Origin of the sequence: Burkholderia sp. 9775_39 (assembly GCF_015712225.1) — a bacterium.
Classification (GTDB): domain Bacteria; phylum Pseudomonadota; class Gammaproteobacteria; order Burkholderiales; family Burkholderiaceae; genus Burkholderia; species Burkholderia cenocepacia.
This window is the reverse complement of record NZ_JACCQC010000008.1, coordinates 29561-42074: the sequence shown is the minus strand read 5'-3', so window position 1 is coordinate 42074 and position 12514 is coordinate 29561. Positions and strand designations below refer to the sequence as shown.

The 12514-nt window shown below is 69.6% G+C and carries 14 protein-coding genes; 5 read left to right on the top strand and 9 right to left on the bottom strand.

Annotated features, from left to right (window positions below):
- Positions 1 to 320: 320 nt before the first annotated feature.
- Both H0X90_RS12970 and H0X90_RS12965 read left to right on the top strand, forming a co-directional pair.
- Positions 321 to 1877: a UbiD family decarboxylase gene (locus tag H0X90_RS12970; protein WP_058901927.1), complete on the top strand. Its 1557-nt coding sequence runs from the start codon at positions 321 to 323 to the stop codon at positions 1875 to 1877.
- Positions 1878 to 1935: 58 nt separating this feature from the next.
- The gene (locus H0X90_RS12965; RefSeq protein ID WP_048985380.1) at positions 1936 to 2604 is read left to right on the top strand and encodes a LysE family translocator; all 669 of its coding nucleotides are present in this window, start codon (positions 1936 to 1938) and stop codon (positions 2602 to 2604) included.
- A gap of 118 nt (positions 2605 to 2722) precedes the next feature.
- Here H0X90_RS12965 and H0X90_RS12960 read toward each other — a convergent pair whose 3' ends face one another.
- Positions 2723 to 3019 (bottom strand): hypothetical protein, encoded by a 297-nt coding sequence (locus H0X90_RS12960; protein WP_006488565.1) that lies wholly within the window; start codon positions 3017 to 3019, stop codon positions 2723 to 2725.
- Between the two features lie 515 nt (positions 3020 to 3534).
- Here H0X90_RS12960 and H0X90_RS12955 point away from each other — a divergent pair.
- Positions 3535 to 4464, top strand: coding sequence for a Rossmann-like and DUF2520 domain-containing protein (locus H0X90_RS12955; protein WP_077190921.1), 930 nt, complete (start codon positions 3535 to 3537; stop codon positions 4462 to 4464).
- A 75-nt stretch (positions 4465 to 4539) separates the two neighbouring features.
- A complete protein-coding gene (locus H0X90_RS12950; protein ID WP_006488584.1) occupies positions 4540 to 5103 on the top strand; it encodes a YggT family protein in 564 nt (187 codons plus the stop codon).
- 13 nt (positions 5104 to 5116) lie between these two features.
- Here H0X90_RS12950 and H0X90_RS12945 read toward each other — a convergent pair whose 3' ends face one another.
- From H0X90_RS12945 to H0X90_RS12925, 5 genes are all read right to left on the bottom strand, one after another.
- On the bottom strand, positions 5117 to 5467 hold the full coding sequence (locus tag H0X90_RS12945) for a DUF190 domain-containing protein (protein ID WP_034200890.1): 351 nt from the start codon (positions 5465 to 5467) through the stop codon (positions 5117 to 5119).
- A 24-nt stretch (positions 5468 to 5491) separates the two neighbouring features.
- Positions 5492 to 5878, bottom strand: a complete 387-nt coding sequence (gene crcB, locus H0X90_RS12940; protein WP_077190922.1) for a fluoride efflux transporter CrcB — start codon at positions 5876 to 5878, stop codon at positions 5492 to 5494.
- Positions 5879 to 6059: 181 nt separating this feature from the next.
- Entirely contained in the window at positions 6060 to 6926 is an 867-nt protein-coding gene (locus H0X90_RS12935; protein WP_034200891.1) for a Sir2 family NAD-dependent protein deacetylase, read from the bottom strand.
- Between the two features lie 183 nt (positions 6927 to 7109).
- Positions 7110 to 7490, bottom strand: a complete 381-nt coding sequence (locus H0X90_RS12930; protein WP_077190924.1) for a DUF4406 domain-containing protein — start codon at positions 7488 to 7490, stop codon at positions 7110 to 7112.
- Positions 7487 to 8086 carry an NUDIX domain-containing protein gene (locus tag H0X90_RS12925; RefSeq protein ID WP_006496610.1) on the bottom strand — a complete coding sequence of 200 codons (600 nt, stop codon included), beginning with the start codon at positions 8084 to 8086 and terminating at the stop codon, positions 7487 to 7489. The genes H0X90_RS12930 and H0X90_RS12925 overlap by 4 nt, the downstream gene beginning before the upstream one ends.
- Before the next feature lie 81 nt (positions 8087 to 8167).
- Here H0X90_RS12925 and H0X90_RS12920 point away from each other — a divergent pair, with 81 nt between their 5' ends.
- Complete coding sequence (locus H0X90_RS12920; protein WP_077190926.1) at positions 8168 to 8923, top strand: DeoR/GlpR family DNA-binding transcription regulator; 756 nt, start codon at positions 8168 to 8170, stop codon at positions 8921 to 8923.
- Between the two features lie 168 nt (positions 8924 to 9091).
- On the opposite strand, the gene scpB is transcribed toward H0X90_RS12920, so the two are convergent.
- Genes scpB through H0X90_RS12905 form a run of 3 tightly spaced genes read right to left on the bottom strand, consistent with a single transcriptional unit; the run spans position 9092 to position 12503 of the window.
- Positions 9092 to 9901, bottom strand: a complete 810-nt coding sequence (gene scpB / locus H0X90_RS12915) for a methylmalonyl-CoA decarboxylase (RefSeq protein ID WP_006496612.1) — start codon at positions 9899 to 9901, stop codon at positions 9092 to 9094.
- Positions 9898 to 11121 carry a CaiB/BaiF CoA-transferase family protein gene (locus H0X90_RS12910; RefSeq protein WP_077190928.1) on the bottom strand — a complete coding sequence of 408 codons (1224 nt, stop codon included), beginning with the start codon at positions 11119 to 11121 and terminating at the stop codon, positions 9898 to 9900. The genes scpB and H0X90_RS12910 overlap by 4 nt, the downstream gene beginning before the upstream one ends.
- Before the next feature lie 59 nt (positions 11122 to 11180).
- Positions 11181 to 12503, bottom strand: coding sequence for an MFS transporter (locus H0X90_RS12905; RefSeq protein WP_006488552.1), 1323 nt, complete (start codon positions 12501 to 12503; stop codon positions 11181 to 11183).
- Positions 12504 to 12514: the final 11 nt, after the last annotated feature.

Below are 12514 nucleotides of genomic sequence, written 5' to 3'. Positions count from 1 at the left end.
GGCGGACGGTGACGCGCTGCGTCAAAGATCGGTGATTGGCGGCTCGAAGCCTTTTACCCTGCAACCAATGTGAGCGGATTCTAGCAGGGTTTTATAGATCGTCAACACTATAAAACCTCGAAATTATAACAAAAAGTAATTTAAAACCACTCTTCAGAACGCAAGCCCCGTGCCGTAGGGGGTTTGCGCGCGGTCGACTTTTTTCTCCGCCGGGCGGTCGTGCGGCTGCCCGGGTAAAATCGTCGGTCGATTCGGGGTCGCAGCCGGCCGCTGCGCCCGCCCATCGCTGCCCGTGCATACGGGCGGCCCGGACCTTCTTCATGAAATACAAAGACTTACGCGATTTCATTCAGCGCCTCGAGGCGCTCGGCGAACTGCGGCGCGTCACGCAGCCCGTGTCGCCCGTGCTCGAAATGACCGAGCTGTGCGACCGCGTGCTGCGCGCTGGCGGCCCCGCGCTGCTGTTCAACGCGCCGCCCGGCAATGCATTCCCGGTGCTCGGCAACCTGTTCGGCACGCCGCGCCGCGTCGCGCTCGGGATGGGCGTCGATGCGGGCGACGATGCCGCGCTCGGCTCGCTGCGCGACCTCGGGCGCCTGCTGTCCGCGCTGAAGGAGCCCGATCCGCCGAAGAGCCTGAAGGATGCCGGCAAGCTGCTGTCGCTCGCGAAGGCGGTGTGGGACATGGCGCCGAAGTCGGTGTCGTCGCCGCCGTGCCAGGAGATCGTCTGGGAAGGCGCGGACGTCGACCTGAACAAGCTGCCGATCCAGACCTGCTGGCCCGGCGATGCGGGGCCGCTCGTCACGTGGGGCCTGACGGTCACGCGCGGGCCGAACAAGTCACGCCAGAACCTCGGCATCTACCGCCAGCAGTTGATCGGCCGCAACAAGCTGATCATGCGCTGGCTCGCGCACCGCGGCGGCGCGCTCGATTTCCGCGAGTTCGCGCTGCAGAATCCGGGCAAGCCGTATCCGGTCGCGGTCGTGCTCGGCGCCGATCCGGCCACCACGCTCGGCGCGGTGACGCCGGTGCCCGATTCGCTGTCCGAGTATCAGTTCGCCGGCCTGCTGCGCGGCAGTCGCACGGAGCTCGCGAAGTGCCTGACGCCCGGCGTCGACACGCTGCAGGTGCCCGCGCGCGCGGAGATCGTGCTCGAAGGCTTCATTCATCCGCAGGACGGCGCCCCTGCCCCCGCTCCAGCCGGCGCGCCGCCGCGCCCGGCCGGCAACGCGGCGGCCGCGTACGAGCACGCGCTCGAAGGGCCGTACGGCGACCACACCGGCTATTACAACGAGCAGGAGTGGTTTCCGGTGTTCACCGTCGAGCGCATCACGATGCGCCGCGACGCGATCTACCATTCGACCTACACGGGCAAGCCGCCCGACGAGCCCGCGGTGCTCGGCGTCGCGCTCAACGAGGTGTTCGTGCCGCTGCTGCAGAAGCAGTTCACGGAAATCACCGACTTCTACCTGCCGCCCGAAGGCTGCAGCTACCGGATGGCCATCGTCCAGATGAAGAAGAGCTACGCGGGCCATGCCAAGCGCGTGATGTTCGGCGTGTGGAGCTTCCTGCGGCAGTTCATGTATACGAAGTTCATCGTGGTCGTCGACGAGGACGTGAACATCCGCGACTGGAAGGAAGTGATCTGGGCGATCACGACGCGCGTCGACCCCGTGCGCGACACGGTGATGGTCGACAGCACGCCGATCGATTATCTCGACTTCGCGTCGCCGGTGGCCGGACTCGGCTCGAAGATGGGGCTCGACGCGACCAACAAGTGGCCGGGCGAAACCAGCCGCGAATGGGGCCGCCCGATCGAGATGGACGCGGCCGTGAAGGCGCGTGTCGACCGGCTGTGGCAGGAGATCGGCCTCTGACGCCAGGCGGCCGGCGCCCGCCGGCTCGCGCATCGCAATCGCCGCAAGCACCCAGAAGATGAGCTTTCCGCCCGCGTCCATGCTGTCCGACGGATTCTTTCTGTCGCTATCGTTGTGTCTCGACATCGGCCTCGTGAACGTCGCGATGCTGTCGCTCACGCTATCGCACGGCTTCCGGCCGGGCTTCTGGCTCGGCCTCGGGTCGTGCGTCGGCGATCTCGTCTATGCGGCGCTCGCGCTCGCGGGAATGGCCGTGCTGCTGCAGTTCGAACCCGTGCGCTGGATCGTGTGGATCGGCGGCGGCGCGGTGCTGCTGTTCCTCACGTGGAAGATGGCGCGTGAAGCGCTGACGCCGGTCAAGGCGGCTGGCGACGAAGCAGACGACGCCCCCCAGCCGCGGGCGAGCGCGCGGCGCAGCTTTCTGCGCGGGATGCTGCTCGCGATGTCGTCGCCGAGCGCGATCCTGTGGTTCGCGGCGGTCGGCGGCGCGCTGATCGCGAAAGCCGGTGCGACCACCCCGGCGACCGCGTCGGTGTTCCTGTCGGGCTTCTTCCTCGGCGGCCTCGCATGGACGCTGTTCATGTGCACGCTCGCGAGCCAGGGCCGCAAGCGCGCGGGCGCCGGGCTGATGCGGGCCTGCCACATCGCGTCCGCGCTGCTGTTCGCGTACTTCTCGTACAGCGTGATCGTCGGCGGCTACCGCGACCTGATCGTGCACGCGGTGTAATCGCGGCCGCCCTGCGCGAGCCGGGCACGGTATCGCCGCCCCCAAAGAAAAACGGCGCAGCGCCCCTCGCGGGACGTTGCGCCGTTTTGCCACGCGCGGTCAGGCCGCGCGGGACGAATCAGCGACGCCAGTAGCCGTGATGGCCCCAGCCGCCATAACCATGGCGCCAGTACGGGCGACCGTAGTAACCGCCGACGACCACGGCGGGCGGCGGCGCATAGTAGGCCGGCGCGGGCGCGTAGTACACGGGCGGAGGCGGCGGCGCGTAGTACACGGGCGGCGGCGGTGCATAGACGGGATACGCGGGTGCGACCGGGATACCGATGCCGACCCCGATCGACACGTGAGCCTGCGCGGCGCTTGCGGCACCCAGGCCCAGCGCGGCGGCGGCGATGAACGGAATGAGCTTTTTCACTTCGATTCTCCTGCTGGAGCGGTATTTTAGGCGCTCCTGTCGGCAACGGCGGGCATGCACGTCGCATGCAAGCAATGTAGCGAAAACCCGCCCCGCGCGTATCGTGCATTTGTTGCAAATTGCAATTGCACGCGGCCGGAGCCGCCGCGCGGCGCGGCGCCCGGTGCGGGCGATGACCCTTGCGGGTCGCGCGATTCCGTCCGAGGAGTCGGGTCGCAACACGACGGCCGGTCAGTCTTACCGGATCCGGCGCGTGCAACCGGCCGGCATGCGTAATGAACGATTACAAATTCGAGACAAGATGCCGACGTTTCAAGCGGGAGGCAGGCGCGTGGCATTTCGGGGTCGGATTCCATGATGCTGACGCCGCTGCGATACCGGCCGTCGGCCTGCGTACAGATCGCCGCGCCTACCGGTAATTCATACATGCGACCGCTCCGCAACCGGCCTTCCACGACACCGCCGTCATTCCTGCGATACTGGCGGTTGCTTCGTTTTTGCTTACATCCGCTGCCATGCCCCTTCCGGACCCACCCCGCCTCGGCTTCATCGGCGCCGGCCGCCTCGCGCGCTGTGTCGCGCAGCGCTTCGCGCAGGCCGGCTTCCCGGTCGTCGCGATCGCGAGCCGCACGCCCGCGTCGGCCGCCGGCCTCGCCGCGCGCATCGACGGCTGCCGCGCGGTCGACACCGCGCAGCAGGTGGTCGACGCCGCCGACCTGATCTTCCTGACGACGCCCGACGATCATCTCGCGTCGAGCGCCGCCGCACTGCGCTTCGACGCATCGCGCGCCGCCAGTCAGGCGCTCGTCCATTGCAGCGGCGCGTCGGCGGTCGCGCTGCTCGATCCGGCGAAGCAGCAAGGCGCGGCCACCGGCGGCTTTCATCCGCTCTATCTGTTCGGCGGCACCGACGCCGACCTCGCGCGCATCGACGGCTGCTCGGTCACGATCGAAGCGGACGGCGCGCTGCACGCGGCGCTGATGCGACTTGCCGCCGCACTCGGCTGCCATCCGCTGTCGATCCCGGCCGGCGGCCGGATGCTGTATCACGCGGCCGCGCACTACGCGGCGAGCTTCGCGCTGTGCGGGCTGTCGGAAGCGGTCGAGCTGTGGCGCGGCCTCGGGTTCGACGAGGACGCCGCGCTGCGTGCGCTGTTGCCGATGCTCGCCGGCACGATCGAGACCGCGCGCGACAGGGGGCTCGCGAATGCGCTGTCGGGCCCGGTGTCGCGCGGCGACACGGGCATCGTCGAGCGCCAGCTCGCGCTGCTCGAGGCGCGCGGCGGCGATCACGCGGCGCTGTATGCGCTGCTGACGCGCCGCGCGGTCGCGCTCGCGGCAAAGCGCGCGACACCGCCGGCGTCGTTGCCGGCGCTGGCCGAAGCCGTCGAAACCTCGCTCGCACGGGTGGCCGCGCGCCCCTCCCCGTCGCGCGACGAGGCGTGATAAGGTGTCGGCCGATGCGCCGCCAACCGGCGTTGGCGGCCGCACGCTACTGACTGTATAAAAAGGATGCCAACGATGTTCGGCGAGATCGCCCGTTTTCTGCTCAATACCGTCTTCACGCTATTCGGCGCCGCGCTGATCCTGCGCGTCTGGATGCAGGCCGTCCGCGTGCCGCCGTACAACCCCGTCACGCAAGCCGTGCTGCAGGCGACCAACTGGCTCGTGCTGCCGCTGCGCCGCGTGATCGCGGGCGTACGCGGCATCGACTGGGCCAGCGTCGTCGCCGCGCTGCTCACCGCGCTCGTCTACGTCGTGCTGATGGTCGTGATGGCCGGCTTCGATCCGGCCGCCGTGATCGCGACGCTCGTCGTGGTCGCGCTGCTCACCGTCGTGAAGTGGGCGCTCAACCTCGTGATCTGGATGACGATCCTGATGGCGCTGCTGTCGTGGCTCAACCCGCGCTCGCCGGCGATGCCGATCCTCTACCAGCTCACCGCGCCGTTCCTGAACCCGCTGCGCCGCGTGATCCCGAATCTCGGCGGCATCGACCTGTCGCCGATCCTGCTGTTCGTGATCGTGCAGGTGCTGCTGATGATCGTCACGCGCGCCGCCGTGTCGCTGACGATGTTCGGCATCTGATCGGCGCGACGCCCTACGCCGCCGGCCCCTGCGCCGGCGGTGCGCCGAGCGTGTCGATCACGCCGAACTGCGCGGGCATCATCGCGTAGCACACCCGCACTTTCTCGCGCGACAGCCGCTCGAGCAGCCGCTGCGCTTCGTCCTCGGTGACGATGAATTCCACCTCGACCGCCAGCGAACCCTGCAGTTCGAAGAAGCGATCCTCGTGCAGCACGCGATGCTGGCCGAAACCGGCCATCGCGCGAAACGCGGAACCGCCCGCGACGCCCATCCGGTTCGCCTCTTCCAGCAGCCATTCCCACAGCGGCTTCCAGTGCAGCCGGTGCTGCTCGTGCACATAGAAGCGCAACAAGACCCTGTCCATCGCTCCCTCCGATGGCGGCCCCGCTCAGGCCGCAGCCAGCCACGCGCGCGCGGTCCACATGCCGAGCGCCGTCAGCGCGAACGATCCAGTCAAGTGTAGGGCAGCCACCGTCAACGCCCATCCGAATTCGCCCTCGAGCGCGTGCGTCATCACTTCGACCGAATAGGTCGAGAACGTCGTGAGACCGCCGAGAAAGCCCGTGATCACGAACAGCCGCCACTCCGGCGGCAACCCGACGCGAACCGTGAATACGACCGCAGCCACGCCGATCACGTAGCCGCCGAGCAGGTTCGCCGCGAGCGTGCCGAGCGGCACCGCGGGAAAGAACGCGTTGAGCGTGAGGCTCAGGCACCAGCGCAGCAACGCGCCGAGCCCGGCGCCGACGAAGATCGCGACGATCGAATAGAACAAGGGCACTCCTCACTGACGGCGCCGCGCGGCGGACGCGGCCTACGCTGAACTGTATGCGGAATCGCGCCGCACCGGCAATGCCGGCGGCCCGAACCGGCAGGCAGCGCGCCGGCGCTCGTGCAGGCGCTCGTCGCGCGGCCGCAATCGCGCGACGTCGGCCAATCGATACGAGGCGCGGTGCTCAGCCGCCGCGCCACGCGCGATCGAGCGCGTTCAGCGTCGCCAGCGCACCGCCCTTCAGCCCGATCACGTCCGCGCGGCGCGCATGCGCTTCGCGCGCGTTGATGCGGATCACGTCGGCACCGAGCCGTTCGCTCAGCAGGCGCACGGTCGGAATCGCGGTGCCCGCGCCGATCTCGACCACGGCGACACGCCCCGCCTGCGCGATCCAGTCTTCCAGCGCGCGCTCCTGCGCGCCGTAGCGCGCACCGAGCCAGCCGGTGTCGCCGAACATCAGGATGTTCGGCCGCGCGAGCCCGCCGCAGTGCGGGCAGCGCGGCATGTCGCCCACCAGGCGGCACGTCGCTTCGTCGACCACCGGCACGAACGGCGCCGCGCTCCACGTGTCGTCCGTGCACGGTCGCAGGCACTGCATCGCATGAATCGAACCGTGAATCTCGACGATGCGCGCCGGATCGAAGCCGGCTTTCTGGAACTGGCCGTCGACGTTGCTCGTCAGCACGAAGCCGCCGTTCGGCATCGCGTCGATCCAGCGACGCAGGATCGCGAAGCCCGCGTGCGGCACCGTCGCGCGGTAGAGCGCGAGACGGTGCCCGTAGAACCCCCATGCGAGCGGCGCACGCGCACGAAACGCGTGCGGCGACGCGATCTCGTGGAACTCGAAACGCTCGTGGCGCAGTGCCGGATACGCACGCCAGAAACCGTCCGTACCGCGAAAATCGGGCAGCCCGGAATCGACGCCGATGCCCGCGCCGGCCGTGACGAGCAAGGCGTCGGCGCGCGCGAGCGCGTCGACGGCGGACGCGACGAGAGCGGCGGGAAGCGACGCGGCGGCGGCGTCGGAATCGGCGGGATCGGAAAACGGCATGATGGAGAAGCGGTGGCGTCAAACGTTGCGCGAGTGGCGTCGCGATCATACGCCGGTTCGGGCGTCGCGCAGCATCGACCCAGCAATCGCGTGACGCCGCGCGCGTACGGCTACCGGCAATGCGACCGCCGGCTGTCCGCAAGCACCGCACCGGCGATGCCGCGACCCGGCGCCCACGCTTGCTCAGTCAGCCGCACCGTCCTGCGCGACCGGCATCTCGTCGACCGAGAAATAGACCGGCTTGCCGAGTTGCCGCGCCAGCGCCACGTCCGCATCCGCGCCGCGCGACGCGCCGTCGATGCGCAGCACCGCATCGCAGCGGCGCAGCAACCGGTGCGCGGCCGGATACAGGAACGTTTCGCCGATCGCGTCGCCGACCTGCGTCGACCCGGCCGCGGCCGCGAGCGGCAACGACAGCCATTCGCCGATCATCGGCACGTGCCCGCGGCGATACACGGCGAGCGCTGCCGTTTCCAGCCGGTGCAGGTTCGCGGCGATGCGCGCGGGGTTGCCGTCCGTGCCGCTGCGATAAGGGCCGGCGACCAGCACGAGTTGCGGCGTCATGCGGCGCGTGCGCCAGCGGTTTCCCGCAGCGCGACGTACTGGAGCAGCATGATCGTCTTCGCATCGACGATCTCGCCGCGCTCGACCGCGTCCAGCGCCGCCTGCAGCGGCATCTCGACGACCTCCAGATCCTCGCCCTCTGCCGCGACGCCGCCGCCCGCGCCGGTGCGCAGCGACGCATCGTATTCGCCGACGAAGAAATGCAGCTTCTCGGTCACGGAACCCGGGCTCATGAACGCCTCGAACACCTTGCGCACGCCGCGCACGCGGTAGCCGGTCTCTTCCTCGGCTTCCGCGCGGATGCGCGCTTCGGGCGTGGCGTCGTCGAGCAGCCCGGCGGCCGCTTCGAGCAGCATGCCGTCGTGCCCGCTCACGAACGCCGGCATCCGGAACTGCCGTGTCAGCAGCACGTCGCCCGTCTCGGCATGACGGAGCAGGATCGTCGCGCCGTTGCCGCGATCGTAGGTCTCGCGGCTCAGGCGCTGCCACGTTCCGTCGCGGCGCAGGAAATCGAACGTCACCTTCCGCAGCACATACCAGTCGTCGGACAGCACCGTCGTATCGACGATGCGCACCCGCTCCCGCGTTGCAGCCATTGCAGCCTCCGGTTCGACAAAGGACGGCGTCCATGGTAACGTGCAGATTCGTGCAATTTCAAGAATTTTCGTGCAATCACGATGCTGACGACGCAGCGCAAGAAAGCGATCCTCGAGGCGCTCGCACGCGACGGCCAGGTACTGGCCGCCGAGCTGAGCGTGCAATTCGGTGTATCCGAAGACACGGTGCGCCGCGACCTGCGCGAACTCGCGGCCGAAGGACTGCTGCAGCGCGTGCATGGCGGCGCGCTGCCGGCGTCGCCGGCCATCGCGCCGTTCGCGCAGCGCGAGGCGCTCGAAGCCAAGGAGAAGCGGCGCATCGCACGGCGGGCCGCGCAGATGATCGCGCCCGGGCAGGTGGCGATCGTCGACGGCGGCACGACCTCCGCGCTGCTCGTCAGCCAGTTGCCGACGGACCTGCGCGCGACGATCGTCACGCACAGCCCGAGCGTCGCGGTGGCGCTGGCCGCACATCCGTCGATCGACGTGATCCTGATCGGCGGGCGGCTCTACAAGCACTCGATCGTCGCGGTCGGCGCGGCGGCGATGGAAGGCATCGCGCGCATCCATGCGGACCTGTACTTCATGGGCGTCACGGGCGTGCATCCGGTCGCCGGCCTGAGCACCGGCGATTTCGAGGAAGCGGCGATCAAGCGCGCGCTGGCCGAACGCGCGGCCGAGACGGTCGTGCTCGCGTCGCAGTCGAAACTGCGTGCGGCGTCGCAGTTCGTGATCGGTGACATCACGCTCGCGCAGACGGTCGTCGTCGAACAGGAAACCGACGCTGCACTGACGAAGCCGATCGAGGCCGCGGGCGTGACGGTGGTGCGCGCGTAGCGCGCGGTACAGGCGGGCCGCACGCGCAATCGAACTGCGAATGCGTCGACGCGGTGCGTGATCGATACGCGCGCGTTCAGGCGCGACCGCTGATCGCCCTCGGCGTGCGCATACTCGGCGGCGCATAACGCGTGCCGCCATCGTCACACCGAAACCCCGCCGGTCCGCCTAAATCCCGCGAAACGCCGGCGCGCGGCGTTCCGCGAACGCACGCAGCCCTTCGTCGAAATCCGCGCCTTCGCACGCGTGCCGGCGCAACTCGGCGATCCGTTCGAACGCATCGGCCGGCAACGGCCGCGCATCCTGCAGCACGCGCAACTGCTCCTTCACCGCGTGCACCGCGAGCGGCGCCTTCGCGGCGATCGTGCGCGCGACGTCGAGTGCCGCGTCGTCGACCCCGCCGGCGTCTGCCAGCCGGTTCACGAGCCCGTGATGCGCGGCGCGTTCCGCATCGAGCGGCTGCGCGCAGAAGAACATCTCCTTCAGCACGTGGATCGGCAGGTTGTCGTAGAAGCGCAGCAGGCCGCTCGTCGAATACGGCAGGCCGATGTTCGCCGGCGTCATCGCGAAGCGTGCGTCGCGCGCCGCCACGACGAGATCGCAGCTCATCACCAGATCGACCGCCCCGCCCCATGCCGATCCCGCCACCGCCGCTATCACCGCGCCGGGATAGGTCCGCACGCGCCGCAGCGCGCGTTCGAGCGGCTTGCCGTACGCGAGCGGATCGCGGTCGTCGGCCAGCTCGCGCAGGTCGTGCCCCGCGCTCCACACGTCGCCGCTGCCGTCGTTCGACAGGATCACGACGGGCGGCGGACGGCGTGCGGCCAGCGCATCGAGGTGCGCGACGAGCGCATCGAGCAACGGTGCGTCGAGCGCATGCCGTCGCGCCGGATTCGCGAACCGCACGCGCGCGATCCGCTCGCCGATCAGGTCCACCGTCACGGTCGACGCCGCGTCGTGTTTCGTCATGTCGGTCATTGCACGGCCTCCGCCACCGCATCCGCCTGGAAGATCGCGCGCGCGGCCAGCAGTGCGTCGATCGCCTCGTCGCCGTAGCCGGCTTCGCGCAGCACGTCGACCGTATGCTCGCCGAGCAGCGGCGGCGCATGGCGCGTGCGCGGCGCCGGCACGTCGTCGCCCATCCCGCCGAGCGGCGTGACGACCTGGCGCAGCGTACCGAGCGTCGGATGCGCGACCGGCTCGACCAGCCCGCAATGCGCGAGCTGCGGATCGTCGAACACTTCGTCGAGCGTATGGATCGGCCCGGCCGGCAGCCCGGCCTCGACGAACCGTTGCGTCCAGTCGCGCTTGCCGCGCGTGCGCAGCCGGTTTTCGAGCAGCGCCTTGAGTTCATCGCGATGCGCGACGCGCGCGTCGTTGGTCGCGAAGCGCGGATCGTTCGGCAGCTCGGGCAGATCCAGCAACTGGCACAGCCGCAACCACATGTCGGTCGTGATCGGCGCGAGGTTGAGCGGGCCGTCGGCCGTCTCGAACACGCCGTACGGCGCGATCACCGCATGCGCATTGCCGGTGCGGCGCGGCACGTCGCCGAGGCTCAGGTAGCGTTGTCCGTGCACGCTCAGCAACGCAACGAGGCTTTCGAGCAGCGACGTGCCGACATGCTGGCCGCGCCCGGTACGCTCGCGCTCGAACAGCGCGGCCATCACGCCGGTCGCGACCCACATCCCCGAGCTGAGATCGCCGATCGCGGTGCCCGTGCGGGTCGGCTCGCCGTCCGGGAAGCCGGTGACGCTCATCAGCCCCGCATAGCCCTGCGCGATCTGGTCGAAGCCCGGCCAGTCGCGCAGCGGGCCGCGCGGGCCGAACGCGGTGACGCTGCCCATCACGAGCCGCGGGTCGCGCGCGCTCAGCGCTTCGTAGCCGAGCCCCATCGCGTCCATCGTGCCGGCCTTGAAATTCTCGATCACGACGTCGGCCTGCGCGATCAGCCGCCGCACGACGTCGAGGCCGGCCGGCTGCCGGAAGTCCACGCAGATGCCGCGCTTGTTGCGGTTGCAGGACAGGTAGTACGTGCTCACGCCGCGATCGAACGGCCCCCACGCGCGGCTCATGTCGCCGTGCGGCCCCGACTCGACCTTGATCACGTCGGCGCCGAGATCGGCGAGCACCATCGAGCAGAACGGCCCCGACAGCGCGCGACTCAGATCGACGACCCTGATTCCTGTTAATGCCTGCATTCCGGACTCCTGATAGGGATGACGAGATGTGTGTTGTTTGCGAACGACTGCCGCGCCGTTCATTCGGGCAGCGTCTGATGCCGCGTTTCGACCGCGAACGGCAGGATCAGGATGCCGAGCCCGAACACGGCCGCGGTCCACGCGACCGGCACGCCGAGCGATCCGTAACCGTGTATCGCCGCGCCGAGCAGGAAGTTCACGCCCGCGCCGATGAAGCGGCCGACCGACGCGTTGAACGCGAACGCGGTGGCCCGCACGCGCGTCGGATATTGCTCGGGCAGCCACAGCGAGAAGATCGCGAAGTTGCCGCCGAAGAAGCCGAGGAACGCGAGCGACACCATGAAGGCCGCGAGCCCGTTCGGCTGGTAGAACGCCCAGCCGAACGCGAACACGATCGAGCCGGCCATCCCCGCGAAATACACGCCGAGCGCGGTACGCCGGCCGAGCCGTTCCGACAGCCACGGCGCCGCCAGGCAGCCGGCGATCGTCGCGCACGACAGGATCGCCGCGCCGATCGACGCAAGCCGCAATGCACCGACGTGATCGATGCCCGCGCGCGCCGCCAGCGTGGTGACCGCGCTCGCCTCGTAGACGGAGCCGGCCCACAGCCCGACGATCGCGACGCCGACGAGGCTCGCGCTCGTCAGCGTGCGGCGCAGGAACGCCGGCGCGAAGATCTCGCGCAGCGGATGCGCGCGCCGCGTGTCGGCCACGTCGCCGTCGCGCGCATCGTGCCGGCGCCACTGCCCCGGCTCCTTCACGCGCATCACCGTGAACACCGCGAGCAGCGCGGGCGCCAGCCCGCACAGGAACATCGCGCGCCAGCCGTAGGTCGCGCCGATCGTGTAGTTCAGGCAGGCCGCGATGAAGAAGCCGAAGTAGTAGCCCGTCTGCAGGTAGCCGGCGCCCATCTTGCGGCGGTCTTCCGGCCAGCTCTCGGCGACGTAGGTGCCGGCGAGCGCCCATTCGCCGCCGACGCCGATCCCGGCGATCAAGCGGCACGCGGCCAGCGCCCACACGTCGTGCACGAACGCGGCCGCGCCGGTGAACACCGAATAGATCAGGATGCTCGCGGCGAGCGTGCGCACGCGGCCGAAGCGATCGGCGAGCGGCCCCCAGATGAACGACAGCCCCCAGCCGATCAGGAACAGCGCGAACAGGATCGAGCCGTACATCCCCAGATTCGCGGGCGTCGCCGCGATGCCGGACGCCGGCAGCAATTCCGTCAGCGCGGGAATCAGCACGAGCGCGTAGATCACCGAATCCACGCCGTCGAGCACCCAGCCCGCGTACACGGCCCAGAAGCCCTTCACCTGCTCGCGCGTGAGCGGCGTGCGCCGCGGCTTCGCGCCGGCCGCCGGCGCGTCGATCGCCTTGAACATCTTCGTCTCCT

Excerpts from the sequence above, each read along its gene's own strand:
- H0X90_RS12970 (WP_058901927.1), top strand. The coding sequence starts at position 321 with ATGAAATACAAAGACTTACGCGATTTCATTCAGCGCCTCGAGGCGCTC.
- H0X90_RS12965 (WP_048985380.1), top strand. The coding sequence starts at position 1,936 with ATGAGCTTTCCGCCCGCGTCCATGCTGTCCGACGGATTCTTTCTGTCG.
- H0X90_RS12955 (WP_077190921.1), top strand. The coding sequence starts at position 3,535 with ATGCCCCTTCCGGACCCACCCCGCCTCGGCTTCATCGGCGCCGGCCGC.
- H0X90_RS12950 (WP_006488584.1), top strand. The coding sequence starts at position 4,540 with ATGTTCGGCGAGATCGCCCGTTTTCTGCTCAATACCGTCTTCACGCTA.
- H0X90_RS12945 (WP_034200890.1), bottom strand. The coding sequence starts at position 5,467 with ATGGACAGGGTCTTGTTGCGCTTCTATGTGCACGAGCAGCACCGGCTG.
- H0X90_RS12935 (WP_034200891.1), bottom strand. The coding sequence starts at position 6,926 with ATGCCGTTTTCCGATCCCGCCGATTCCGACGCCGCCGCCGCGTCGCTT.
- H0X90_RS12930 (WP_077190924.1), bottom strand. The coding sequence starts at position 7,490 with ATGACGCCGCAACTCGTGCTGGTCGCCGGCCCTTATCGCAGCGGCACG.
- H0X90_RS12925 (WP_006496610.1), bottom strand. The coding sequence starts at position 8,086 with ATGGCTGCAACGCGGGAGCGGGTGCGCATCGTCGATACGACGGTGCTG.
- H0X90_RS12920 (WP_077190926.1), top strand. The coding sequence starts at position 8,168 with ATGCTGACGACGCAGCGCAAGAAAGCGATCCTCGAGGCGCTCGCACGC.
- scpB (WP_006496612.1), bottom strand. The coding sequence starts at position 9,901 with ATGACCGACATGACGAAACACGACGCGGCGTCGACCGTGACGGTGGAC.
- H0X90_RS12910 (WP_077190928.1), bottom strand. The coding sequence starts at position 11,121 with ATGCAGGCATTAACAGGAATCAGGGTCGTCGATCTGAGTCGCGCGCTG.
- H0X90_RS12905 (WP_006488552.1), bottom strand. The coding sequence starts at position 12,503 with ATGTTCAAGGCGATCGACGCGCCGGCGGCCGGCGCGAAGCCGCGGCGC.